Source organism: Pseudomonas frederiksbergensis (genome assembly GCF_900105495.1).
GTDB classification, from domain to species: Bacteria; Pseudomonadota; Gammaproteobacteria; order Pseudomonadales; family Pseudomonadaceae; genus Aquipseudomonas; species Aquipseudomonas frederiksbergensis.
In genome coordinates, this window is the sequence record NZ_FNTF01000002.1 from 1,956,489 (window position 1) to 1,979,329 (window position 22,841).

The window sequence follows — 22,841 nt, forward strand, 5'->3', positions numbered from 1 at the left end:
TGTCTCGTCGTCAGTACTTGAGCCGGATGGATCGTTTCCAGCATGGACGTTCGGCGCGAACTTTAGGGCGTGAGGGGCTTGAGATCAACAAAAAATGTCGCGTTTTTGCACGCTTCCGTCGTGCGGTCCCGCACAGCTACTGATGTAACCGACCTGCATGACAGTGTGATGTTCCCTGAATGAGGGATTTTGGAGGGATTTGCATTGCCTTTGTGGCGAGGGGGCTTGCCCCCGTTCGGCTGCGCAGCAGTCGTTGAACCAAAGTACTCGGTATATCAGAACAATTACGTTCTCTGGTTTCAGGGCCGCTTCGCGGCCCAACGGGGGCAAGCCCCCTCGCCACAGGGTCAGATCAGGCGACAGCCGCCTCGGCCGGCGAAACAATGCTGGTCTTGCCGCCACGGGATTTACCGGAGCTCAAGTACTCGGCAATCGATTCCTGAGTCACTTCCCCGAGGAACACCCGCTCGGCATCCATCACCGGCAACCACGAGCGGTTGAACTCGTACATGCGCGACAGCAGGATGCGCAAATGTTCGTCGAACGCGGCGGTGGCGTTGAATTCGCGCAAGTACTGCGCGCAAGTACCGGTCTGACGGTGCAGGTCGCGACGTCGTACATAACCCAGCGCCTTGTTCCCACTATCGGTGACTACCACGTAACGACGGTCAAGTTCGTCCATCAGCTCCAGGGCTTCAGCCACCGGCGTTTCCGGGCTCACCGACGGCGCGTTGTCCGCGGCGTCTTCGGCTTTCACCAGCAACAGGCGCTTCAGGGTGCTGTCCTGGCCGACGAAGTTGCTGACAAAGTCATCAGCAGGATGCGCCAGCAGCGTATCCGGGTGATCGATTTGCAGCAGTTTGCCGGCGCGGAAGATTGCGATCTTGTCGCCCAGCTTGATTGCTTCATCGATGTCGTGGCTGACCATGATCACGGTCTTGTTCAGCGCACGCTGCATTTCGAAGAATTCGTTCTGGATCATCTCGCGGTTGATCGGGTCGACCGCGCCGAACGGTTCGTCCATCAACAACAGCGGCGCATCCGCTGCCAAGGCACGAATCACGCCGATCCGCTGCTGCTGGCCACCGGACAATTCACGCGGGTAGCGATTCAGGTACTGCTTGGGTTCCAGCTTGATCATGCTCATCAGCTCGCGGGCGCGGTCGTGGCATTTCTGTTTGTCCCAGCCCAGCAGGCGCGGAACGATGGTGATGTTTTCCTCGATGGTCATGTTCGGAAACAGACCGATCTGCTGGATCACATAACCGATGTTGCGACGCAGGGTCACCGCGTCGAGGTCAGTGGTGTCTTCGCCATTGATCAGGATCTTGCCGGAGGTCGGCTTGATCAGGCGGTTGATCATCTTCAGCGTGGTGCTTTTGCCGCAGCCCGATGGCCCGAGGAACACACAGATTTCGCCTTCATTGACGATCAGGCTTACCGAGTCCACGGCTTTCACATCTTTGCCGTTGCTTTGGAAGGTCTTGCTGAGGTTTTGAAGTTCGATCATTTGAGCAGTCCTTTTGGAGTCAGCGTGCGTTGCAGCCATTGCAGAAGCAGGTCGGCGAAGATGGCCAGGAGACTGACCAGCACGGCGCCGACGATCAGCATCGACATGTCACTGCGGCTGATTGATGCGAGGATAAGTACACCGAGGCCGCCGGCTCCGATGGTCGCGGCGATGGTCATCACACCGATGTTCATGACCACGGCGGTGCGCACACCGGCGAGGATCACTGGCACCGCGATCGGCAGTTCGACCATGCGCAGGCGCTGGCCGAAGGTCATGCCGATGCCGCGGGCGGCTTCGCGAATGCCTGGGTCGACGCCGGTCAGGGCGAGGTAGGTGTTACGCATGATCGGCAGCAGCGAATACAGAAACACCGCGGTGATCGCCGGCATCGGGCCCAGGCCCTGGCCGAACTTGGAGTAGAACGGCAGCAGCAGGCCGAACAGGGCAATCGACGGCACCGTCAGCAGCACCGTGGCGCTGGCTTGCAAGGGACCGGCGAGGGTCGGGAAACGCGTCATCAGGATGCCCAGCGGCACGCCGACCAGAATCGCCAGGGTTACGGCAATGCCAACCAGGGTGATGTGCTGTCCGGTCAGTTGCAAAACCTGCGGCCAGTCGAGATGGGAAAAGGCGTTCAGAAATTCCATGTCTTTTCCTCCTTACTTGATGGGGTGCTGGCGCAGGAAATCTGCAGCAACGGATGAAGGGCTTTCGTGATCGACATCGACCCGCGCGTTGAGCTGACGCATGGTGGCGTCGTCGAACAGTTCGGCCAGCGGCTTGAGCTCTTCGGCGAGTTTCGGATGGGCGTCGAGGTAGACCTGGCGTACCACCGGCGCAGCGGTGTAGTCCGGGAAGTAGTGTTTGTCGTCTTCCAGCAGTTTCAGCTTGAAGGCGTTCAAACGACCGTCCGTGGTGTAGACCAGACCGGCAAACACCTGACCGTTGCGCAGGGCGGTGTAGACCAGCCCGGCGTCCATCTGCCGGATGTTTTTGCGGGTCAGGTTCATGCTGTAGAGGTCGACCATGCCGTCCAGACCGTCGGAACGGTTGGCGAACTCGGTGTCCAGGGCGACGAGGTGGTTGGTCTTCGCCTCAGCCTGCAGCACTGTGTTCAGCTCGCTGATGGTGTTGATCTGCGGATACGCCTTCGCGGTGTTTTCTGGCAGGGCCAGGGCGTAGGTGTTGCTGAACTTCGACGGGGTGAGCCAGACCAGGCCTTTTTTCGCGTCGAGTTCTTTCACCCGGGCGTAGGACTGAGCGCTGTCGAGCTTGTCGGTGACATGGTTGTAAGCCACCAGCGACACGCCGGTGTATTCCCACATCAGATCCAGCTGACCACTTTCGTGGGCGCTGCGGGCCAGGTTGCTGCCCAGACCGCCGGTCACCTGGGTGTCGTAACCCTTGGTACGCAGGTATTGGGAAGTAATTTCCGCCAGCAGGGTTTGTTCGGTGAACACCCGGGCGCCGATGCGGATCACCGGTTTTTCAGCGGCTTGGGCAAACCCTGCGAACAGCAGGACGCAGCCTAGTATTAAGCTTGTTTTTTTCATGTGGATTCCTTTGCCGAGGCTTAAGACGGGCGCAAGCCGCGTTCGAGCCAGAGGCGGCTGGCGAGTGTCACCAGGCCGTCGAGCAGCAAGGCCAGCAGGGCGGTGCAGGCCGCGCCGAGCAGCAGTTGCGGCTGATTATTCAGGGCGATGCCAGGGAAAATCAGGCTGCCCAGACTGTTGGCGCCAATCAGGAACGCCAGCGGTGCGGTACCGACGTTGATCGCCAGCGCCACACGCACGCCACCGATGATGATCGGCACGGCGTTCGGCAGTTCGACCCGCCATAGCACCTGAGTCGGTGTCATGCCGATACCGACGGCTGCTTCCTTGAGCGAACCCTGAACGTTTTTCAAGCCTTCATAGGTGTTGCGCACAATCGGCAACAGCGAGGCGAGGAACAGGGCGAAAATCGCAGGGCCGCTGCCGATGCCGAGAATGCCCAGGGCGATGGCCAGTACGGCGAGAGGCGGCACGGTGTTGCCGATGTTGAAGATCTGCATGAAGCGTTCAGCGCGGCCCACCATGGTCGGGCGGCTGAGGAAGATGCCAGCGGGTATGCCCACAACAAGGGCGGCCAGCATGGACGCGAGGACGAGAATCAAATGGGCTTGCAGGTAAAACAACAAATCGTCGCGGTACTGTTCGATCGTGTTGATGCCAATCCAGTGGACCAGCAGGGCCAGGAGGGCGACGACAACCGCACCTCCTATCAGCCCCTTGCCATAGCGAATAGCCACAGGCGGACTCCTTTTTTTCAGTCGGCGGACGCAGTCCCGTGTGGCAATGCCATTCCTGGCTGCCGGGAAAACAACGTTCGCGAGAAGCAGCTCTTCATGCTGATAAAACCGCATGAGATCGAGCCATAAGCGCAGCCTCGTCAGGCCAACTTGCTGATTTTTCAGCCCCTGGTACGAGTGCCGTAACAGGGGAGTGGACGTCTGCACCTTTTAAAAGGTTCCATATTTAGCAGCAATTAGCCACCCATGATCTCCCTTCCGGCCCATCGCTCGCCATTGGCGACAGGGCGAACGGTGGTCCGTAGAGGTCGGTTTGCGCTATACTCGCCGCCCTTTTTTGAATCACCTGCCAGGCGATTTCCCATGACCAAACAGGCCGCCGAAGTCGCGAAACGCCGCACTTTCGCCATTATTTCCCACCCCGATGCCGGTAAAACCACCATCACCGAGAAGCTCTTGCTGATGGGCAAGGCGATTGCGATTGCGGGCACGGTGAAATCTCGAAAATCCGACCGCCATGCCACCTCCGACTGGATGGAAATGGAAAAACAACGGGGTATTTCCATTACCACGTCGGTCATGCAGTTCCCGTATCGCGACCACATGATCAACCTGCTCGACACCCCGGGCCACGAAGACTTCTCCGAAGATACCTACCGCACCCTGACAGCGGTTGACTCGGCATTGATGGTCCTCGATGGCGGTAAGGGTGTAGAGCCACGCACCATCGCGCTGATGGACGTCTGCCGTCTGCGTGACACGCCGATCGTCAGCTTCATCAACAAACTCGACCGTGACATCCGCGACCCGATCGAACTGCTCGACGAAATCGAAGCGGTCCTGAAGATCAAGGCCGCGCCGATCACCTGGCCAATCGGTTGCTACCGCGACTTCAAGGGCGTCTATCACCTCGCCGACGACTACATCATCGTGTACACCGCCGGGCACGGCCACGAGCGCACCGATGTGAAAATCATCGAAAAGCTCGACTCCGATGAGGCTCGCGCGCACTTGGGCGACGAGTACGATCGCTTCGTCGATCAGCTGGAACTGGTGCAGGGCGCCTGTCACGAATTCAATCAACAGGAATTCCTCGACGGCCAACTGACCCCGGTGTTCTTCGGGACTGCATTGGGCAACTTCGGTGTCGATCACGTGCTCGACGCCGTGGTCAACTGGGCGCCGAAACCGCTGGCCCGTGTCGCCAACGAGCGAACTGTTGAGCCAGTCGAAGAAAAATTCGCCGGCTTCGTGTTCAAGATCCAGGCGAACATGGACCCGAAACACCGCGACCGTATCGCCTTCATGCGGATCTGCTCCGGCAAGTACGAAAAAGGCATGAAGATGCGCCACGTGCGCACCGGCAAAGACGTGCGGATCGGCGACGCGCTGACCTTCTTCTCCTCCGAGCGTGAGCAACTGGAAGAAGCGTTCGCCGGCGACATCATCGGTTTGCACAACCACGGCACCATCCAGATCGGCGACACCTTCACTGAAGGCGAAGTCCTGGGCTTCACCGGTATCCCGCACTTCGCCCCGGAACTGTTCCGTCGCGTACGTCTGCGTGATCCGCTGAAATCCAAGCAACTGCGTCAGGGCCTGCAGCAATTGGCAGAAGAGGGCGCCACTCAGGTGTTCTTCCCGACGCGCAGCAACGACATCATCCTCGGCGCCGTCGGTGTGCTGCAGTTCGATGTGGTCGCCAGCCGCTTGAAAGAGGAATACAAGGTCGAGTGCTCTTACGAGCCGATCACTGTGTATTCCGCGCGCTGGATCGATTGCGACGATAAGAAGAAGCTCGAAGAGTTCAGCGTCAAGGCTGTGGAAAACCTTGCCATCGACGGCGGCGGTCACCTGACCTACCTGGCTCCGACGCGGGTCAACCTGGCGTTGATGGAAGAGCGCTGGCCGGACGTGAAATTCCGTGCGACGCGTGAGCATCACTAAGCGCTGATGGTGATATCCAAAACCCCGTTGCGAAAGCTGCGGGGTTTTTTATTGCCCCGATTTCGAGCTCGAACCCCAGATTAATCTGGCACTGATGACGGATGTTGGCTGGGCGTGAAACTCCTTGCGGTGCGTAAACATCACTCAGCGAAGAGATGTCACCCGAAACTCACGGAGGGCCCGTTTTTATCTCTGGTCCGGCCCGAGACGACGCACGTGGGATGTTTCTGTAAGCGTTTTCGCTGAGGTTTGTAGCTTGGGTCTGCTTTTCAGTTATCAAGGTTTTGACCAGAGACAAGGGCATCCTTGACGTCTAGCGTTCGAGAGACATTCGCAAGTAGCGAATATCCACGAACAGGAGCGCTGGACAAATGGATGTGATGAAAAGCGGTACAGGTGCACTGGTAACCCGGAGACCTCAGGAGCCCATTCCGGTTATCGAGCGCTACTACGATCTGATCGTCGCCAGTGCTCCCGGCTTCGAAGTCAGCAGCAGCGACGATGCTTTCGAACCCTCAATGAGGTTGCCTGAGCTGGATCCTCGTATGCAGGCCTTCCTGTCGGTCGCTACAGCGCAGTTTTTTGAAATGGGCCGCTACCGGGATGTGCCGTTGCGTCTGCTCGACCTGAGGCAGAACGCAAATACTCAAACAACAAAGACCTTTGCCTCGACACTAATCGTTGCACGTGCCATCCGGCATATTCAGGAAACCGGTGAAAGCATCCTGTTGTTTTCGCCATCCTCCGGTAACAAGGCGATTGCACTGCGTGATGCAGTTCTGCGTGCATTGAAGACCAAGTTGGCACATCCCGAGCAATTGCGGATTGTCACGCTGACGCCTGCCCAGACGACCGGGAAATTGCGTAGAACCGAACTTTATGACGACCCTCGGTTGCGTGCACTCAACCCTGTATTTGTGCTTGATACCGAGTCGCCGGAAGCGGTGAAGGTTGTCGGACAGCAATTCAAGGCTCTTTTCAATCGCCGTCCATTAGGTGATTCGAAGTTGTGGCATTTCCTGCGGCTTGAGAATTACCGGTTTTCTGACCAGGTCCGGGCGTTTTTTGACTGTGAATATGGCGACGCCTGGGACACCGATCGCAGGACCGTACATGTGCATGCGGTCTCTAGCGCATACGGTCTTTTGGGATATTGCTCAGGTGTGGAGGTATTGAAACGTCAAAGGACCCCAATTTCCATGCCTTCGTTTTTACTGGTTCAACATCTAGCTACCAGCGATATGGTGCTGCACTTACTTGACGGAAACTTCGAGGGTGCTTCTGCACCCAGCTATACCCAAGCTCCAAACGGGTTGTGGGTGCAGACAGTGTCTGCGCATTTTCCTGCTGCGACCTGGAGTCCCGATGAGGTTCTAGAGCCCACTTTTTATACTCACTTGCCGCCTACTGCAGAAGAAATGACTGGGCACGTCAGGGCCAATGGCGGCTCAGGAATAATCGTTTCGCTTTATGAGTGCATGCAGCGTTACAGCGAATGCGTTCAGTTGCTCGCCGATACGCCAGTCAGTTTGCCAGCCGATCCACGGGACCTGAAAGAGTGGTCATTGGTTATGACGATGACAGGTTGCATGAATGCGATTGATCGACAGTTACTAGAGGGTATGGACGGTTGCACCATTCATGCTTCGGGCTCCTACTGTCGGGAGGACTACGAAGCGATTCCAGCCGAGGGATTGTCATTCATCAGCAGCGCTGAAGAGATGATGGAGATCCTCAGCAGGTGCTCTAAGTCATGAGTGCGAGACCTTCCATGCCTGGCGAAGCGCTCTGCCACTTCCGTGTTTACAGGGGACATTCCAGAGCTGGAAGACCTGCAAGTCTTGTTTATGTCGGAGTAGCAGAAGGGCTGCTCTACATCGCTCCTTTCGTGGATCAATGTTTTTTCGAGTCTTCCTCTGTAGAGCGGGAAGGGACTCTGGAGTGGAATCAACTTGAGATATTCATAAAGAGGAACCGAACCACTATGTGCGTGTTGATGGCTCCCGAAGAGGTTGTTCATCTATGCCAGCAGCAGGGCGATATTGTGGGCGTAAGCCGGATTCACCAGAAAGTCGACGTTTCTGCTGGTTGGGAGCATGTTCTGAGTCAGATCTCCCATCGAGAAAGCAAACGTCGTATTCAGGCTGTCAGGCAAGGGTTTGATTTCGACGTATCGCTTGAAGATGAAGATTTTTTCGCCTTCTACCGCTCCATGCATATCCCGACAATGAGTGCTCGCTACGGTTCATTTGCTCGGAGTGTGCCGGAGGATGCGGCTTATCTGGATTTGTTCAAACGAGGAGTATTGTTTCGGGTTCATTTGAATGATGATTGGGTAGCGGGCAGTGTTTCCCAGATTGATAAATCGGTGCGTACCTTGAATGCACGGTTGATCGGGGTAAAGGGTGGTGCCGCGGTTTGCCGGGAAAATGGGGCGCAGAACTTTGTTTATCACGCGATTCTGGAATGGGCATCCAATCAACCCTTCATTGATTCTGTCGACTTTCAGGGCTGTGAGCCATTTTTGAGTAAGGGAACATTCCAGTACAAAAAACGCTTTGGGGCTCAGGCCTTTGTTCCGGATAACGCGTTTGGCCAATGGCTGATATTGATTCGAACGCCAACGCTTTGTGCTTCAACCCGACAATTCCTGATCAACAACCCCCTGATTGGTCTGGATGCTGAGGGTCGGCTCCAAGCGCAGTATTTTTACGATGCAAATCATAAGATTCGCTCGGACATTTCTTTCGTTTCAAAAGGCATTCACAGCCATGTGAGTCTTAATCTGGACCAATGGCATGATTAGTCGGTTCACCCACATGACTCGGCTGGTTGGATACTTCTGTTCAATGGCCTGGGTCCTTGCCACGTTGATCTTTATCAATCGCTTGAGTGCCATGGTCAAACTGTTCATGGCGCTGTACCTGCGTCAGGAACTGGGGTTTTCGATTGAGACGGTTGGCTGGTTGTTATCCGGTTACGGGGCCGGCTTGCTGATAGGGTCAATGGTCGGCGGACTGCTCAGTGATCATTTCTCCACGACGCGGCTCACGGCCGCGTTGTTTTTTGTTTCTGCATGGATACTGGTCTTGTTGGGGCTGGTGACTGATGTGACTTTGCTTGGCGGATTGTTGCTACTCAGTGGTGCTCTCGACGGGGCGATTCGTACGCTTCATCAACGTTTGCTTATGGAGCATTGCGAAGTTAAGCAACGCGCTCGCGCGCAGTCGTTGAGCCGCGTCGCGAGCAACCTGGGGATGGCGGTAGCCGGGGTGGCGGGTGGTGTCCTGGCGCAGACTGATTTTCGCTGGGTGTTTTTTGTCAGTGCGGCGATGACGGTGCTGGCCTTGGTCTGGTTTGTACGGTCGACATTTCATCGCGAAGCTTTTTTGATGGAGGAGGGCACGGATACAGTTTCGGGATTATGCACACCGTATCGGGACAAGCCTTTCCTTTGGTTGTTGGCGGCTTCTGTGCTGCTGGGCCTGGCCTTTGAACCGGTCTACAGCATGTTGGGTAACTATCTACTTGATTACTATCGGTTGGGTACTGAGTTCATCGGGTGGCAATTCGCACTCAATGCGATGCTCGTTGTGACGCTGCAAATTCCGTTTTCTCACTGGGGGGAGCGATGGGGGGCTCGACGGCAACTGCTGGCTGGCAGTCTTTTGTTGGCTTGCGGACTTGGAATGCTGCCTCTGGGGACCGGAGTGTTGTTTGTCTGCCTGTCGACGGTGATTTGGACGCTTGGTGAAATTCTTTTCATGCCGACCCTCAATGTCCTGGTCATGCAGCGTGCACAGGCGGGAAAGAGCGGGCAGTACTTTGGGCTTTTTGCCATGTGCTGGAGCACGAGCGTGCTGCTTTCGCCGACGCTTGGAGGCCAGCTCTATGGTTATTTTGGCGGGCATAGTGTCTGGATCGCTAGCGCGGCTCTGGCGTTGCTGGCCTTACCGCTGATTTATCAGGCGACTCGTTTTATCGGGGCCTCGAAGGGTTCTTCCCTCAGCGCGCGGCGAGCCTGCTTCAATTAGCTGATCTGGTTATAGGCATTGTTCACAACCCATCTCCCCACCAAGGAGCATTCCGTCCCTTCGTTAGCGTCCTATCTGGAGAACCGAATCAATCGGAACTGGATTTTATTCAGCGCCAGATTGTCGAGTAAGGTTTTTCTGTAGGTCTTTTTTCCTGATTTCGTAGCTTGTCTCTGTTTTTCTGTTCTCGGTACTTTTACCCGCGACAACCAAATCGCTGACGTCTAACGTACAGGGCACACTTCACAAGCAGCACTTTCCACGAGCAGGAGCACAAGGGATCAATGGAATGACCAGTCGGCTTACTCACCTGCTGCGGCTGGACGGCTATTTCTGCGTAATGGCCTGGGTGCTGGCGGCGCTGTTGTTCATCAATCGCTTGAGCACCATGGTCAAGCTGTTCATGGCGTTGTACCTGCGCCAGGAACTGGGGCTCGCGATTGAAACCGTTGGCTGGTTGTTGTCCGGGTACGGTGCCGGTTTGCTGATTGGGTCAATGGTCGGCGGACTACTGAGTGATCATTTCTCCACGGCGCGCCTCACTGCGGCGCTGTTTTTTGTCTCGGCATGGGTGTTGGTCTTGCTGGGGCTGGTTACTGACGTGCCTTTGCTGGCTGGGTTGCTGCTGTTCAGCGGTGTACTCGATGGGGCGATTCGGACCCTTCATCAGCGGTTGATCATGGAGTATTGCCAGGTTGCGCAGCGTGTTCGTGCGCAGTCATTGAGTCGCGTTGCCAGAAACCTGGGGATGGCTGTCGCCGGAGTGGTGGGTGGGATCCTGGCGCAGACTGACTTTCGCTGGGTGTTTTTTGTCAGTGCGGCCCTGACGCTGGTGGCGTTTTTGTGGTTTGTCCGGACGACGTTTCATCGACCGGTCTTGATACCGGATGAGGTGCCTGAAATTGCTTCAGGTTCATGCGTACCGTATCGAAACAAACCGTTCCTGTGGTTGTTGGCGGCTGCTGTCGTGCTTGGCCTGGCCTTTGACCCGGTCTACAGCATGTTGGGCAATTATTTACTCGAGTATTACCGGTTGAGCACCGAGGTCATTGGGTGGCAATTTGCACTCAATGCGATGTTGGTGGTGCTGCTACAAATACCGTTATCACATTGGAGTGAGCAATGGGGCGTACGTCGGCAACTGGTGGCGGGGAGCCTGTTATTGGCCTGCGGGCTCGGGATGTTGCCCTTGGGTTCCGGGGTGCTTTATGTCTGCCTGTCGACGGTGATCTGGACGCTGGGCGAAGCTCTTTTCATGCCGCCCCTGAACGTGCTGGTCATGCAGCATGCGCAAGGAGGGAAAAGCGGGCATTACTTTGGTCTTTTCTTCATGTGCTGGAGTGCGAGTGCACTGCTTTCGCCTGCGCTTGGAGGGCAGCTCTATGGTCACTTCGGTGGGCATAGCGTCTGGCTGGCCAGTGCGGCTCTGGCGGTCCTGTCCATACCGCTGATTTATCAAGCGACCCGCTTGTCAGGGGCGCCAAAGGTTCGTCCAGCATTACGCGGCGAGCCTGCTGCACTTAGCTGATCTGGTTATAGGCGTTATTCACAACCAATCTCCCCGGCAACGGGTATTCCGTCCATTAGTTAGCGTCCACGGAATCAATCGGAACTAGATTTGACTCAGCGCCAGAGAGGCACCGCGGTTTCACCTGTAAATGGATGGATTCGGCTATGAACAGATTGCTACGCGTTGTATTGATGTTGAAAGTATTGGTAATGCTGGCCCTCGGCAGTTCGGCGGTCTGGGCCGAGTGCGAGAAACACGACGCCCAGGCTTCGAGTGGGCAGGTCGGGCAGGGTGAGTTGATGCTCGCCAAGTCCGAATCCGAGCCGGGGGATCAGGGGCAGGGCGGCAGCGCGGACGATGACGATTCGACCACTGACGAGCCGGACAGCGATGAGGCTGAAGGGGCTTGAGTGACAGACAAAAGAAAACCCCTGCTACCCGACTGACGCGCAGCCGAGGAAGAAGGGGTTTGTGAACAGCTCACCTATCCCGGTGGGAGCCGGCTCGCTCGTACAGTTTTTTATGCCGCGCCGTCGAGGAACTGCTCGGCGTAGTGGCAAGCCACCTGGCGGCCATCGAGCAGGCGCAGGGCCGGCTCTTCAGTGCTGCAACGCTCGGTCGCGTACGGGCAGCGCTTGTGGAAAGCGCAGCCGGACGGCGGGTTCAACGGATTAGGCAACTCGCCGACGATCTTGATTTTCGGCTTGTTCGGGTCCGGGTGAATGGTCGGGGTGGCCGACAGCAGCGCCTGGGTGTACGGGTGCAGAGGACGCTCGTAGATGTCGTTCTTCGGGCCCATTTCCACCGGGCGACCGAGGTACATCACCATCACGTCATCGGCGACGTGCTGCACCACCGCCAGGTTGTGGGAGATGAACACGTAGGCGGTGTTGAACTCTTGCTGCAAGTCCATGAACAGGTTCAGCACCTGTGCCTGAATGGACACGTCCAGCGCCGAGGTCGGTTCATCCGCGACCAGCACTTTGGGTTGCAGCATCATCGCGCGGGCCAGGGCGATCCGCTGGCGCTGACCGCCGGAGAACATGTGCGGATAACGCTGGTAGTGCTCAGGTCGCAAGCCCACCTGCTTCATCATCGCCTGCACTTTCTCGCGACGTTCGGCGGCGCTCAGGTTGGTGTTGATAAGCAATGGCTCGGCCAGTTGGTCACCGACCTTTTGCCGTGGGTTCAGCGACGCGTACGGGCTCTGGAACACCATCTGCACGTCTTTGCGCAGTTGTTTGCGTTGAGCCTTGTCAGCGCCGGCGACTTCCTGCCCGGCGATTTTCAAGGAGCCGGAGGATGGCTCTTCGATCAGCGTCAGGGCGCGGGCGAGAGTGGATTTGCCACAGCCCGATTCGCCGACGACAGCGAGGGTCTTGCCGGCTTCCAGCTCAAACGACACACCGTTCAAGGCGCGTACGGTTGCATGGCCTTTGAACAGGCCGCGGGACACTTCGTAGTGACGGGTCAGGTCGCGGGCGGTAAGTACGACGGCCATTACGCCACCTCCTGATTCAGCGGGTAGAAGCAGCGGGCGAGGCTGTTGCTTTTCGGGTCAAGGGTTGGACGTTGCTGGCGGCAGTTGTCTTGCACGTACGGGCAACGAGGCGACAGCAGGCAACCTTGCGGGCGGTCGTAACGACCGGGAACGATGCCCGGCAACGTTGCCAGGCGGGTGGCGCCCAGGCTGTGTTCCGGAATCGCCTTGAGCAGTGCTTCGCTGTACGGGTGCGCCGGAATGTCGAACAGCTCAGGCACCTGACCCACTTCGACCGCTTGGCCGGCGTACATCACGCACACGCGCTGAGCGGTTTCGGCCACGACCGCGAGGTCGTGGGTGATCAGCACCAGGCCCATGTTCTGTTCTTTCTGCAACGCCAGCAGCAGGTCCATGATCTGCGCCTGAATCGTTACGTCCAGCGCGGTGGTCGGTTCGTCGGCGATCAGCAGTTTCGGTTCGCCGGCAATCGCCATGGCGATGGCAACACGTTGGCTCATACCACCGGACAGTTGATGCGGGTAGGCGTCCATACGGCTGGCGGCGCCCGGGATCTCCACTTTTTCCAGCAGTTCGATGGCGCGCTTGCGGGCGTCCTTGCGGGACATTTTCAGGTGCAGGCGCAGCACTTCTTCGATCTGGAAACCGACGGTGTAGCTCGGATTCAGCGCGGTCATCGGGTCCTGGAAAACCATTGCCAGGTCTTTGCCGACGATTTGCCGACGCTGACGGTTGCTCAGCTTAAGCATGTTCTTGCCGTCGAAATTCAGGGCGTCGGCGGTGACGATCCCCGGATGTTCGATCAGGCCCATCAGCGCCATCATGGTCACGGACTTGCCGGAACCCGATTCGCCAACGATGGCCAGCACTTCGCCCTTGTCCACGGTGATGTCGAGGCCGTCGACCACCGGAACGGCGTTGGCGTCGCCGAAGCGAACGTTGAGATTCTTGATTTCTAACAGTGACATTTGAATCTCCTCAGGCGGCGTTCTTGAGTTTCGGGTCCAGCGCATCGCGCAGGCCGTCGCCCATCAAGTTGATTGCCAGCACGCTGAGCAAAATGGTCAAACCAGGCAGACTGACGACCCACCAGGCGCGTTCAATGTAGTCGCGAGCCGAAGCCAGCATGGTGCCCCACTCAGGGGTTGGCGGTTGTACGCCAAGGCCGAGGAAGCCCAGTGCCGCGGCATCGAGAATTGCCGAAGAAAAACTCAAGGTAGCCTGAACGATCAGCGGCGCCATGCAGTTGGGCAGCACGGTGACGAACATCAGGCGTGGCAGACCGGCACCGGCCAGGCGCGCGGCGGTTACGTAGTCGCGGTTCAATTCGCCCATCACCGCGGCGCGGGTCAAGCGAACATAGGACGGCAACGAAACCACGGCGATGGCAATAATGGTGTTGATCAGGCCAGGGCCGAGGATGGCGACAATCGCCACGGCCAGCAGCAGGGACGGCAGGGCCAGCATGATGTCCATCAGACGCATGATGGTCGGGCCGAGCAAGCGCGGGAAGAACCCGGCGAACAGACCCAAGAGGATGCCCGGAATCAGCGACATCACCACCGACGACAAGCCGATCAGCAGGGACAGGCGCGAACCGTTGATCAGCCGCGACAGCAGGTCGCGACCCAGTTCGTCGGTGCCGAGCAGGAACTGGATTTGCCCGCCTTCCAGCCAGGACGGCGGGGTCAGCAGGAAGTCGCGGTATTGCTCGCTCGGGTCATGCGGTGCAACCCACGGCGCGAAGATCGCGCAGAAGATCACCAGCAGCATGAACATCAGGCCGGCGACGGCGCCTTTGTTCCTGGAGAACGCGTGCCAGAATTCTTTGTAGGGCGACGGATACAGCAGGCTTTGATCGACTGCTACCGGTGTAGTGAGAGTGGTCATGGTCTTGATCTCAGCGCTGATGACGGATGCGTGGGTTGGCAAAGCCGTAGAGGATGTCCACCACGAAGTTGACCAGAATCACCAGGCAGGCGATTAACAGGATGCCGTTCTGCACCACGGGATAGTCCCGTGCGCCAATGGCTTCGATCAGCCATTTGCCGATGCCGGGCCAGGAGAAAATGGTTTCGGTCAGGACCGCACCGGCCAGCAATGTGCCGACTTGCAGGCCGACCACGGTCAGCACCGGAATCAGCGCGTTACGCAAACCGTGAACGAATACCACGCGCGATGGCGACAGGCCTTTGGCGCGGGCGGTACGGATGTAGTCTTCACGCAGCACTTCGAGCATCGAAGAACGGGTCATCCGCGCGATCACTGCCAGCGGGATGGTGCCGAGCACGATGGCCGGGAGGATCAGGTGATGCAGGGCATCGAAGAACGCCCCGACGTCATCGGCCAGCAGCGTATCGATCAGCATGAAACCGGTGCGCGGCTCGATGTCGTAGAGCAGGTCGATCCGCCCGGAAACCGGGGTCCAGCCCAGGGACACCGAGAAGAACATGATCAGGATCAGGCCCCACCAGAAGATCGGCATCGAGTATCCCGCCAGGGAGATGCCCATCACCCCATGGTCGAACAGGGATCCTCGCTTGAGTGCCGCAATCACCCCGGCCAGAAGGCCCAGGATGCCGGCGAACAACAGCGCGGCCATGGACAGTTCCAGGGTCGCGGGGAATAGAGAGCTGAACTCGGTCCAGACGCTTTCGCGAGTACGCAGGGATTCGCCAAGGTCGCCGTGGGCCAACTTGCCGATGTAGTCCAGGTATTGGGCATACAGCGGTTTGTTCAGACCAAGGCGTTCCATTGCCTGGGCATGCATTTCGGGGTCGACCCGACGTTCGCCCATCATCACTTCCACGGGGTCGCCTGGAATCATGCGAATCAACGCGAAAGTCAGCAAGGTGATGCCGAAGAACGTGGGGATCAATAACCCCAGTCGGCGGGCAATAAAACTAAACATCGTGTGGTGTACCTCATCAGCCGGTTAGGCGTGCCTGGCGCCCCTGGGATCAGGGGCGCCGGGAGTTTTCTTATCTACTTCACCTGGGTGGTGGCGAAGTTATTAGTGGTGAGCGGGCTAATGTGATAGCCCTCTACGTTGTTACGCATTGCGGTGAACATACGGGTGTGCGCCATGCTGATCCATGGCTGGTCCTGATTGAAAATCACCTGGGCTTGCTCATAGAGCGCTGCGCGTTCGGCCGGGTTTACTTTAGCCCTGGCTTCATCGATCAGCGCCTGGAACTTCTCGTTACACCAGCGTGCGTAGTTTTCGCCGTTTTTGGCGGCCTCGCAACTGAGCATAGGCGTCAGGAAGTTATCCGGGTCGCCGTTATCACCCGCCCATCCGGCAGACACCATGTCATGTTCGCCATTTTTGGCGCGCTTGAGCATTTCGCCCCACTCCATGACGCGAATATCAATCTTGATCCCGACCTTGGCCAGGTCGGCCTGCATCATCTGCGCGCCGAGCATCGGGTTCGGGTTGGTTGGACCGCCGCCGTTACGGGTGAACAGGGTAAACGTAGTGCCATCCGGCACGCCGGCTTCCTTGAGCAAGGCGCGGGCCTTGTCCAGATCACGCGGTGGGTTCTTCAGGTCGTGGTTGTAGCCCAGCAGGGTGTCCGGGTACGGATTGACCGCCACGGTCGCATTGCCTTTGCCGAATAGCGCGTTGACGTAGGCGGCCTTGTCGAAGGCGATGTCGATGGCTTTGCGTACGCGCACATCGCTCATGTATTTGTGCGAGGTGTTCATGGCGATGTACGAGACGGTCATCGCGTTCAGTTCATCGACACTCAGTTTGGCGTCTTTCTTGATGCTCGGAATGTCATCTGGCTTGGGGTACAGCGCAATCTGGCATTCGTTGGCTTTCAGTTTTTGCAGGCGCACGTTGTTGTCGGTGGCGATGGCCAGGATCAGCGAATCAGCCGGTGGCTTGCCACGGAAGTAGTCCGCGTTGGCCTTGAAGCGGACTTGAGCGTCCTTGGCGTAACGCTGGAAAACGAACGGGCCGGTGCCGACAGGCTTGTTGTTCAGGTCGCCGGTCTTGTTGGCCTTGAGCAACTGGTCGGCGTATTCGGCGGAGTAGATCGAGGAGAAGGCCATGGCGATGTCGGCCAGGAACGGCGCTTCGCGGCGGGTCAGGGTGAAGGTGACCGTGTTGTCGTCGATCTTCTCGACACTTTTGAGCAGTTCCTTGAAGCCCATGCTTTCAAAGTACGGGAAGCCCACGCTCGACAGTTTGTGCCACGGGTGATTCGGGTCCAGCTGACGCTGGAAGCTCCAGACCACGTCGTCGGCATTCATGTCACGGGTCGGCTTGAAGTAGTCGGTGGTGTGGAACTTGACGCCTTTGCGCAGGTGGAACGTGTAGGTCAGGCCGTCTTCACTGATGTCCCAGGAATCGGCCAGTGCCGGAATCACTTCTGTGGTGCCGGGCTTGAAGTCCGCCAGACGATTGAAGATGGTTTCGGCCACCGCATCGGCGGTGACTGCAGTCGTGTACTGGACCATGTCGAAGCCTTCCGGACTGGCTTCGGTGCAGACCACCAGGGGTTTGGCCGAGACGCCGACGGCGACACTCAGCAACGCGGCTGCAATGGCCGCACGTAGGGGAAGCATTTTCATCAAAGAACCCTCTGCAATCGGTTAAAAGGACAAAGCCAAACGGCCGATTCGTCACTGAATCAGCCGTTTGGCAGGTGCATTTACAGAATGTTGAACGGGATGGTGGTCACGAGACGGAACTCGTTGATGCTGCCATCAGACTGGTTTTCGCTGGCGCGGTGAGCGGTGTAGGTCGCGCGCACAGTAGTGGCCTTGAGTGGGCCGCTTTGAATGGCGTACGAACTACCGATGCCGTACTCGTAATGGTGTTCGCCATCCATCGTCTGCACGCTGGCGTAAGCGCCGCCTTTGTTGTGAGTGCCGTCGATGCCCCAGCCGCGAGCCTGGTAAATGTTGAATTTCAAGCCTGGTACGCCGTATTCAGCCATGTTCAGGCCGTAGGCGATCTGGAAGGACTTCTCGTTCGGGCCGTTGAAGTCCGACAGCAGGGAGTTGGCCAGGTAGATGCCGTTGGTTTCGTGCAGGTAGTCGAAGTACTCGTTACCGTTCACTTCCTGGTAGGAGAAGGTCAGGCTGTGGGCCTGGTGAGTCAGGCCGAGCGACAGGGAGTAGGTGTCGTTGTCGATCTCGCCCAGTACGGCTTTGCCTTCGTCGACGGTCTTGTAGTAGTTCAGGCCAGTGGTCAGGCTCAGAACCGAGCTGTCGCCCAGTACATGGCTGGCGCCGAAGTAGTACTGGTTCCACATGTCTTCGGCCTGGGTGCCCCACAGGCTGGTGGTCAGACTGGCGAATGGCTGGTAAGTGATACCAGCGGTGTTCACGTGATCGATTTCAATGATTTCGTCAGCGTATTCGGAGCGAAATTTACGCTGGCTTTGTTCAGTTCGTGGAGAGTTGCGGTCGAAGGTGGCCAAGTCAAAAGTCAGGTTTTCCAGCTCTTCGCTGTGCAGGGACACACCCTGGAAGCTCGAAGGCAGTGGACGGTTACCGATGACGTCCACTTGCGGGCTGCTGAAGTTCTGACGACCGGCGGTCAGGGTGGTGTTGGAGAAACGGGCCTTGACGTTGGCCAGGCCCAGTTTGCTCCACTGGCCAACGGCGTCGCCACCTTCTTTAGTCAGAGTACGGTTATAGCCAGGCTTTGCACGGTCACCCGGTACACCACCGAAACGCGAGGCCAAGTCTTCGCGATCACGATCCAGGGCGATGGCATTGTAAGCCGCGACTTCGGTGTTGAAACCGACAGTGCCTTGTGTAAAGCCCGAGTTGTACTTGACGATTGTGCCCTGGACCCAGTTGATGCGGCGGTCGGTGTCGACCAATGCACCGTTTTTGTTGTAGCTGAACTTGCTACCACGCTTCAGTTGCTCGTTCGCATACCAGTTACGCGTGCTCCCGGTGATCGATTGCCCTTCAACGAAGCCAGTGGCTTCACTCTGGGCACTTTTCTCTTTCACGGTAACCGGGGTGAACGCCTGGCTTTGGGTTTCTGCGTACGCCGTGGCGGTTACGCTGCTGATGGCCAAGGCCAGTAACGCGGTGCTGCTCAGTTTCATGGGTGAAGCTCCTTTTCTTTTTTTGATGCCGATCTTTTTTTGGTGATGCGGCTATTTGGTTTGGAACTCATTCAAGGCATCGCAAACGTTTGCTGTAGGCCGAATTGACGAATTACGGCAATGCGCTTGCGTGAGGGCGGAATCCGCCCCCAGCGTTTCTGGCTAATCGGTTACTTTTCTATGCTGACGCCCGAGAACACGTTACGACCGAACGGACTCACCTTGAATCCTTCGATTTTGGCGCTCAACGGCTGGTTGACCGTCGAGTGGGCGACTGGCGTAATCGGCACCTGCTGCTTGAGGTACTGCTGCGCTTGTTTGTAGAGCACGGTGCGCTGGTCGCGGTCGGTGACGACCTTGGCCTGCTTGATCAGCTTGTCGTAAGCCGGATCACACCACATGGAGTAGTTGTTGCCGCCAATGGCGTCGCAGCTGTAAAGCGTGCCGAGCCAGTTGTCCGGGTCCCCGTTGTCACCGGTCCAGCCGATCAGGCTGACGTCGTGCTCGCCATTCTTGGTGCGCTTGATGTACTCGCCCCATTCGTAGCTGACGATCTTCACTTTGAGTCCGATCTTCGCCCAGTCAGCCTGGAGCATTTCGGCCATCAATTTGGCGTTCGGGTTGTAAGGGCGCTGAACGGGCATCGCCCATAAAGTGATTTCCGTGCCTTCCTTCACGCCGGCAGCCTTGAGCAGTTCCTTGGCTTTTTCCGGGTTGTAGGCGGCGTCTTTAATGGTCTCGTCGTAGGACCATTGGGTCGGTGGCATGGCGTTGACCGCCAGTTGACCGGCACCTTGATAGACGGCGTTGAGAATCCCTTGCTTGTTCACCGCCATGTCCAGCGCCTGGCGCACTTCGAGCTGGTCGAAAGGCTTGTGGCGCACGTTGTAGGCGATGTAACCGAGGTTGAAGCCGGGCTTCTCGATGAGCTTGAGTGCCGGGTCGTTCTTCAGCGCGGTCACGTCGGCAGGGCGCGGGTGCAGGGTGATCTGGCACTCGTTGGCCTTGAGCTTCTGCACCCGCACCGAGGCGTCGGTGTTGATGGCGAAAATCAGGTTCTCGAGTTTGACCCGACTCGGGTCCCAGTACTGCTTGTTGCCGGTGTAACGGATGTTGGAATCTTTCTGGTAGCTCTTGAACACGAACGGCCCGGTGCCGATCGGCTTCTGGTTGATGTCGCTCGGCTTGCCGTCGGCCAGCAGTTTGTCGGCGTATTCGGCGGACAGGATGGCGGCGAAGCTCATGGCGATGTTCTGGATGAACGCGGCGTCCACGCTGTTGAGCGTCATGACCACGGTCAGCGGCCCGGTCTTCTCGACCTTGGCGATGTTCTTGTTCAGGCTCATTCCGTTGAAATACGGGAACTCGGTCGGATAAGCCTTACGGAAAGGTTGCTGCGGATCGAGCATGCGATTGAACGTGAACAGCACGTCGTCGGCGTTGAAATCACGGGTCGGCGTGAAGTATTTGGTTGTATGAAACTTCACCCCTTCGCGCAGGTGAAAGGTGTACTTGAGGCCGTCCTCGGAAATATCCCAGCGGGTGGCCAGGCCAGGTACGACGTTGGTGGCGCCTTTTTCGAACTCTGCCAGTCGGTTGTACAACGGTTCGGCGGCGTCGTTATCGGTCGCGGTCGTGTACTGCGCAGTGTCGAAGCCAGCGGGGCTGCCTTCGGAGCAGAACACCAGGCTGTTATTGGCGGCCTGGCTGATGGAAGTGACGGCCAGCAGGCCGGTGCCCAGCAATGCGGATAAAACCAAGGTATGGCGCATGACGCTCCCTTTTCTCTTTCGCTAAGTGTTTTCAATGGTCCGCCGCCTCGTCCAGGGAGGTGGAGGTATCACTGATCTCAAGCCATGACATCCAGCAATAACCGAGAGGCCACGCATGAACTGGTCAGAGCCCGACGGTATGAGCCGCGGGTCTGGCAGTAAATGCGTAGAGTCCTAAAGACTCGTAGGAAATGGCGACGCGTCCGACTCCGCTGCTGTAATACTCAGCGGAATTGGATGTAGGTTGTTTCCTACTTTCTCGGCAGATAAAACAACGGCGACGTCAAAAACGTCGCCGTTGCAAATCCTTATTTGCTGATGCTGACGCCGTAGAAGGAGTTCAAGCCAAACGGGCTGATCTTGAAGTCCTGCACGTTGTCGCGCATGGGTTGGAACACCGTCGAGTGAGCGATAGGTGTCATTGGAACAGCATCTTTGAGGACGTGTTGCGCCTGTTTGTACAGTTCGGTGCGCTTGGACTGATCGGTCGTGCGCTTGGCTTCTTTAACGATGCCGTCGAACTTCTTGTCGCACCACTTGGAGAAGTTGTTGCCTTGCAGCGAATCGCAGCCGAACAGCACGTTCAGCCAGTTGTCCGGATCACCATTGTCACCGCTCCAGCCGATCAGCATCGCCTGGTTCTCACCGCCCTTGGAACGCTTGATGTACTCGCCCCATTCGTAGCTGACGATGTTGACCTTGAGGCCGATCTTCGCCCAGTCGGATTGCAGCATTTCAGCCATCAATTTAGCGTTCGGGTTGTATGGACGCTGAACCGGCATGGCCCACAGAGTGATCTGGGTACCTTCCTTGACGCCCGCTTCCTTGAGCAGCTCCTTGGCTTTCTCAGGATCGTACTTGGCGTCCTTGATGGTGGTGTCGTAGGACCACTGGGTCGGTGGCATGGCGTTGACCGCCAGTTGACCTGCACCCTGGTAAACCGAGTCGATGATCTGCTGCTTGTTCACTGCCATGTCCAGCGCCTGACGAACCTTCAGCTCGGCCAGCGGGTTGGCGTCGGTGCGGCCCTTGAGCACTGGCATCACGTTGTAGGCGATGTAACCCAGGTTGAAACCAGCCTGGTTAGGCACTTTCAGAGTCTTGTCTTCCTGAAGAGCCTTCAGGTCGGCCGGACGTGGGAACAGAGTGATCTGGCACTCGTTCTTTTTCAGCTTCTGGATGCGTACCGACGGGTCGGTGGTGATGGCGAAGATCAGGTTGTCAATCTTGACGTCGTCAGGCAGCCAGTAGTCCTTGTTCCCGGTGTAGCGGATGTTGGAGTCTTTCTGGTAGCTCTTGAACACGAACGGACCCGTGCCGACCGGTTTCTGGTTGATGTCCGCGGCTTTGCCTTCTTTCAGCAGTTGGGCGGCATATTCGGCGGACTGGACGGACGCGAAACTCATGGCCATGTTCTGGATGAACGCGGCGTCGACTTCCTTCAGGGTGAACTTGACAGTTTTGTCGTCGACTTTATCGATCTTGGCGATGTTGGTGTCCATCCCCATGTCGGTGAAGTACGGGAATTCGGTTGGGTACGCCTTACGGAACGGGTCATCCTTGTTAATCATGCGATTAAAGGTGAACAGCACGTCGTCGGCGTTGAACTCACGAGTCGGCTTGAAATACGGGGTGGTGTGGAACTTGACGCCTTCACGCAGGTGGAAGGTGTAAGTCAGGCCATCATCGGAGATGTCCCATTTGGTCGCCAGACCAGGAATAACGGCGGTGCCGCCGCGCTCGAACTGAGTCAGACGGTTGAACATGGTTTCTGCAGAGGCGTCGAAGTCGGTTCCGGTGGTGTACTGACCAGGATCAAAACCGGCCGGGCTCCCTTCGGAGCAAAACACCAGGTTAGTCGCCGCTTGGGCGAAAGGTGCGCTGGCTAATAAGCTTGCGCCGACTAAAAACGGAATGACCGCGTGTTTAAGCATGGTGGCCTCATGATTTGTTGTCATTTTTGGAATTAGAGGACGACCTCGTGAGTCGTGCCTGCGGATACTTATGCAGGGGCCATACCCAATGCAAGATCCAGAGCGGCCACGGGCCTTAAACAGTGGCACGAACGTACCTTAATGTCGCATTTGTATAAATTCACGCGCATTTGACCGTTTGCGCAGGTTTTTTACGGTGCATATGGCGCACCTGGGCGGGGCGCCGTGGCTGTCTTGCGCACTCGATTGGAGCGCGGTGTTAC

General features: G+C 57.5%; 18 protein-coding genes. 6 read left to right on the forward strand and 12 right to left on the reverse strand.

Annotated features, from left to right (window positions below):
- Nucleotides 1–352 precede the first annotated feature (352 nt).
- From BLW70_RS09275 to BLW70_RS09290, 4 genes are read right to left on the reverse strand one after another with little or no spacing between them, the layout of a single operon-like run.
- Complete coding sequence (locus BLW70_RS09275; RefSeq protein WP_074873718.1) at nt 353–1,510, reverse strand: osmoprotectant ABC transporter ATP-binding protein OsmV; 1,158 nt, start codon at nt 1,508–1,510, stop codon at nt 353–355.
- Nucleotides 1,507–2,160 (reverse strand): ABC transporter permease, encoded by a 654-nt coding sequence (locus BLW70_RS09280; RefSeq protein ID WP_074873720.1) that lies wholly within the window; start codon nt 2,158–2,160, stop codon nt 1,507–1,509. The genes BLW70_RS09275 and BLW70_RS09280 overlap by 4 nt, the downstream gene beginning before the upstream one ends.
- 12 nt (nt 2,161–2,172) lie before the next feature.
- On the reverse strand, nt 2,173–3,066 hold the full coding sequence (locus tag BLW70_RS09285) for a glycine betaine ABC transporter substrate-binding protein (protein ID WP_074873722.1): 894 nt from the start codon (nt 3,064–3,066) through the stop codon (nt 2,173–2,175).
- A 20-nt stretch (nt 3,067–3,086) separates the two neighbouring features.
- The gene (locus BLW70_RS09290) at nt 3,087–3,803 is read right to left on the reverse strand and encodes an ABC transporter permease (RefSeq protein ID WP_074873724.1); all 717 of its coding nucleotides are present in this window, start codon (nt 3,801–3,803) and stop codon (nt 3,087–3,089) included.
- 363 nt (nt 3,804–4,166) lie between these two features.
- Between BLW70_RS09290 and BLW70_RS09295 the strand changes: the two genes are divergently transcribed.
- From BLW70_RS09295 to BLW70_RS09320, 6 genes are all read left to right on the forward strand, one after another.
- Nucleotides 4,167–5,750: a peptide chain release factor 3 gene (locus BLW70_RS09295; protein WP_074873726.1), complete on the forward strand. Its 1,584-nt coding sequence runs from the start codon at nt 4,167–4,169 to the stop codon at nt 5,748–5,750.
- A 371-nt stretch (nt 5,751–6,121) separates the two neighbouring features.
- Nucleotides 6,122–7,507: a DUF6002 family protein gene (locus tag BLW70_RS09300; RefSeq protein WP_074873728.1), complete on the forward strand. Its 1,386-nt coding sequence runs from the start codon at nt 6,122–6,124 to the stop codon at nt 7,505–7,507.
- Entirely contained in the window at nt 7,504–8,556 is a 1,053-nt protein-coding gene (locus tag BLW70_RS09305; protein WP_235864992.1) for a hypothetical protein, read from the forward strand. The genes BLW70_RS09300 and BLW70_RS09305 overlap by 4 nt, the downstream gene beginning before the upstream one ends.
- The gene (locus BLW70_RS09310; RefSeq protein WP_074873729.1) at nt 8,549–9,784 is read left to right on the forward strand and encodes an MFS transporter; all 1,236 of its coding nucleotides are present in this window, start codon (nt 8,549–8,551) and stop codon (nt 9,782–9,784) included. The genes BLW70_RS09305 and BLW70_RS09310 overlap by 8 nt, the downstream gene beginning before the upstream one ends.
- A gap of 289 nt (nt 9,785–10,073) precedes the next feature.
- On the forward strand, nt 10,074–11,312 hold the full coding sequence (locus tag BLW70_RS09315) for an MFS transporter (protein ID WP_074873731.1): 1,239 nt from the start codon (nt 10,074–10,076) through the stop codon (nt 11,310–11,312).
- 146 nt (nt 11,313–11,458) lie between these two features.
- Nucleotides 11,459–11,704: a hypothetical protein gene (locus BLW70_RS09320; protein ID WP_074873734.1), complete on the forward strand. Its 246-nt coding sequence runs from the start codon at nt 11,459–11,461 to the stop codon at nt 11,702–11,704.
- 110 nt (nt 11,705–11,814) lie between these two features.
- On the opposite strand, the gene BLW70_RS09325 is transcribed toward BLW70_RS09320, so the two are convergent.
- From BLW70_RS09325 to BLW70_RS09360, 8 genes are all read right to left on the reverse strand, one after another.
- Nucleotides 11,815–12,795, reverse strand: coding sequence for a peptide ABC transporter ATP-binding protein (locus BLW70_RS09325; RefSeq protein ID WP_074873737.1), 981 nt, complete (start codon nt 12,793–12,795; stop codon nt 11,815–11,817).
- Nucleotides 12,795–13,763 carry an ABC transporter ATP-binding protein gene (locus tag BLW70_RS09330; protein WP_074873741.1) on the reverse strand — a complete coding sequence of 323 codons (969 nt, stop codon included), beginning with the start codon at nt 13,761–13,763 and terminating at the stop codon, nt 12,795–12,797. The genes BLW70_RS09325 and BLW70_RS09330 overlap by 1 nt, the downstream gene beginning before the upstream one ends.
- 10 nt (nt 13,764–13,773) lie before the next feature.
- The gene (locus BLW70_RS09335; protein WP_074873742.1) at nt 13,774–14,685 is read right to left on the reverse strand and encodes an ABC transporter permease subunit; all 912 of its coding nucleotides are present in this window, start codon (nt 14,683–14,685) and stop codon (nt 13,774–13,776) included.
- Between the two features lie 10 nt (nt 14,686–14,695).
- The gene (locus BLW70_RS09340) at nt 14,696–15,706 is read right to left on the reverse strand and encodes an ABC transporter permease subunit (protein ID WP_007900379.1); all 1,011 of its coding nucleotides are present in this window, start codon (nt 15,704–15,706) and stop codon (nt 14,696–14,698) included.
- A gap of 74 nt (nt 15,707–15,780) precedes the next feature.
- A complete protein-coding gene (locus tag BLW70_RS09345) occupies nt 15,781–17,376 on the reverse strand; it encodes an ABC transporter substrate-binding protein (protein WP_074873743.1) in 1,596 nt (531 codons plus the stop codon).
- Nucleotides 17,377–17,456: 80 nt separating this feature from the next.
- Complete coding sequence (locus BLW70_RS09350; protein ID WP_074873744.1) at nt 17,457–18,872, reverse strand: OprD family porin; 1,416 nt, start codon at nt 18,870–18,872, stop codon at nt 17,457–17,459.
- 170 nt (nt 18,873–19,042) lie between these two features.
- Nucleotides 19,043–20,644, reverse strand: a complete 1,602-nt coding sequence (locus BLW70_RS09355) for an ABC transporter substrate-binding protein (RefSeq protein ID WP_074873745.1) — start codon at nt 20,642–20,644, stop codon at nt 19,043–19,045.
- Between the two features lie 308 nt (nt 20,645–20,952).
- Nucleotides 20,953–22,578: an ABC transporter substrate-binding protein gene (locus BLW70_RS09360; RefSeq protein WP_074873746.1), complete on the reverse strand. Its 1,626-nt coding sequence runs from the start codon at nt 22,576–22,578 to the stop codon at nt 20,953–20,955.
- Nucleotides 22,579–22,841: the final 263 nt, after the last annotated feature.

Coding starts and splice junctions, on each gene's coding strand:
- BLW70_RS09275 (WP_074873718.1), bottom strand. CDS start 1,510: ATGATCGAACTTCAAAACCTCAGCAAGACCTTCCAAAGCAACGGCAAA.
- BLW70_RS09280 (WP_074873720.1), bottom strand. CDS start 2,160: ATGGAATTTCTGAACGCCTTTTCCCATCTCGACTGGCCGCAGGTTTTG.
- BLW70_RS09285 (WP_074873722.1), bottom strand. CDS start 3,066: ATGAAAAAAACAAGCTTAATACTAGGCTGCGTCCTGCTGTTCGCAGGG.
- BLW70_RS09295 (WP_074873726.1), top strand. CDS start 4,167: ATGACCAAACAGGCCGCCGAAGTCGCGAAACGCCGCACTTTCGCCATT.
- BLW70_RS09300 (WP_074873728.1), top strand. CDS start 6,122: ATGGATGTGATGAAAAGCGGTACAGGTGCACTGGTAACCCGGAGACCT.
- BLW70_RS09305 (WP_235864992.1), top strand. CDS start 7,504: ATGAGTGCGAGACCTTCCATGCCTGGCGAAGCGCTCTGCCACTTCCGT.
- BLW70_RS09310 (WP_074873729.1), top strand. CDS start 8,549: ATGATTAGTCGGTTCACCCACATGACTCGGCTGGTTGGATACTTCTGT.
- BLW70_RS09315 (WP_074873731.1), top strand. CDS start 10,074: ATGACCAGTCGGCTTACTCACCTGCTGCGGCTGGACGGCTATTTCTGC.
- BLW70_RS09320 (WP_074873734.1), top strand. CDS start 11,459: ATGAACAGATTGCTACGCGTTGTATTGATGTTGAAAGTATTGGTAATG.
- BLW70_RS09325 (WP_074873737.1), bottom strand. CDS start 12,795: ATGGCCGTCGTACTTACCGCCCGCGACCTGACCCGTCACTACGAAGTG.
- BLW70_RS09330 (WP_074873741.1), bottom strand. CDS start 13,763: ATGTCACTGTTAGAAATCAAGAATCTCAACGTTCGCTTCGGCGACGCC.
- BLW70_RS09335 (WP_074873742.1), bottom strand. CDS start 14,685: ATGACCACTCTCACTACACCGGTAGCAGTCGATCAAAGCCTGCTGTAT.
- BLW70_RS09340 (WP_007900379.1), bottom strand. CDS start 15,706: ATGTTTAGTTTTATTGCCCGCCGACTGGGGTTATTGATCCCCACGTTC.
- BLW70_RS09345 (WP_074873743.1), bottom strand. CDS start 17,376: ATGAAAATGCTTCCCCTACGTGCGGCCATTGCAGCCGCGTTGCTGAGT.
- BLW70_RS09350 (WP_074873744.1), bottom strand. CDS start 18,872: ATGAAACTGAGCAGCACCGCGTTACTGGCCTTGGCCATCAGCAGCGTA.
- BLW70_RS09355 (WP_074873745.1), bottom strand. CDS start 20,644: ATGCGCCATACCTTGGTTTTATCCGCATTGCTGGGCACCGGCCTGCTG.
- BLW70_RS09360 (WP_074873746.1), bottom strand. CDS start 22,578: ATGCTTAAACACGCGGTCATTCCGTTTTTAGTCGGCGCAAGCTTATTA.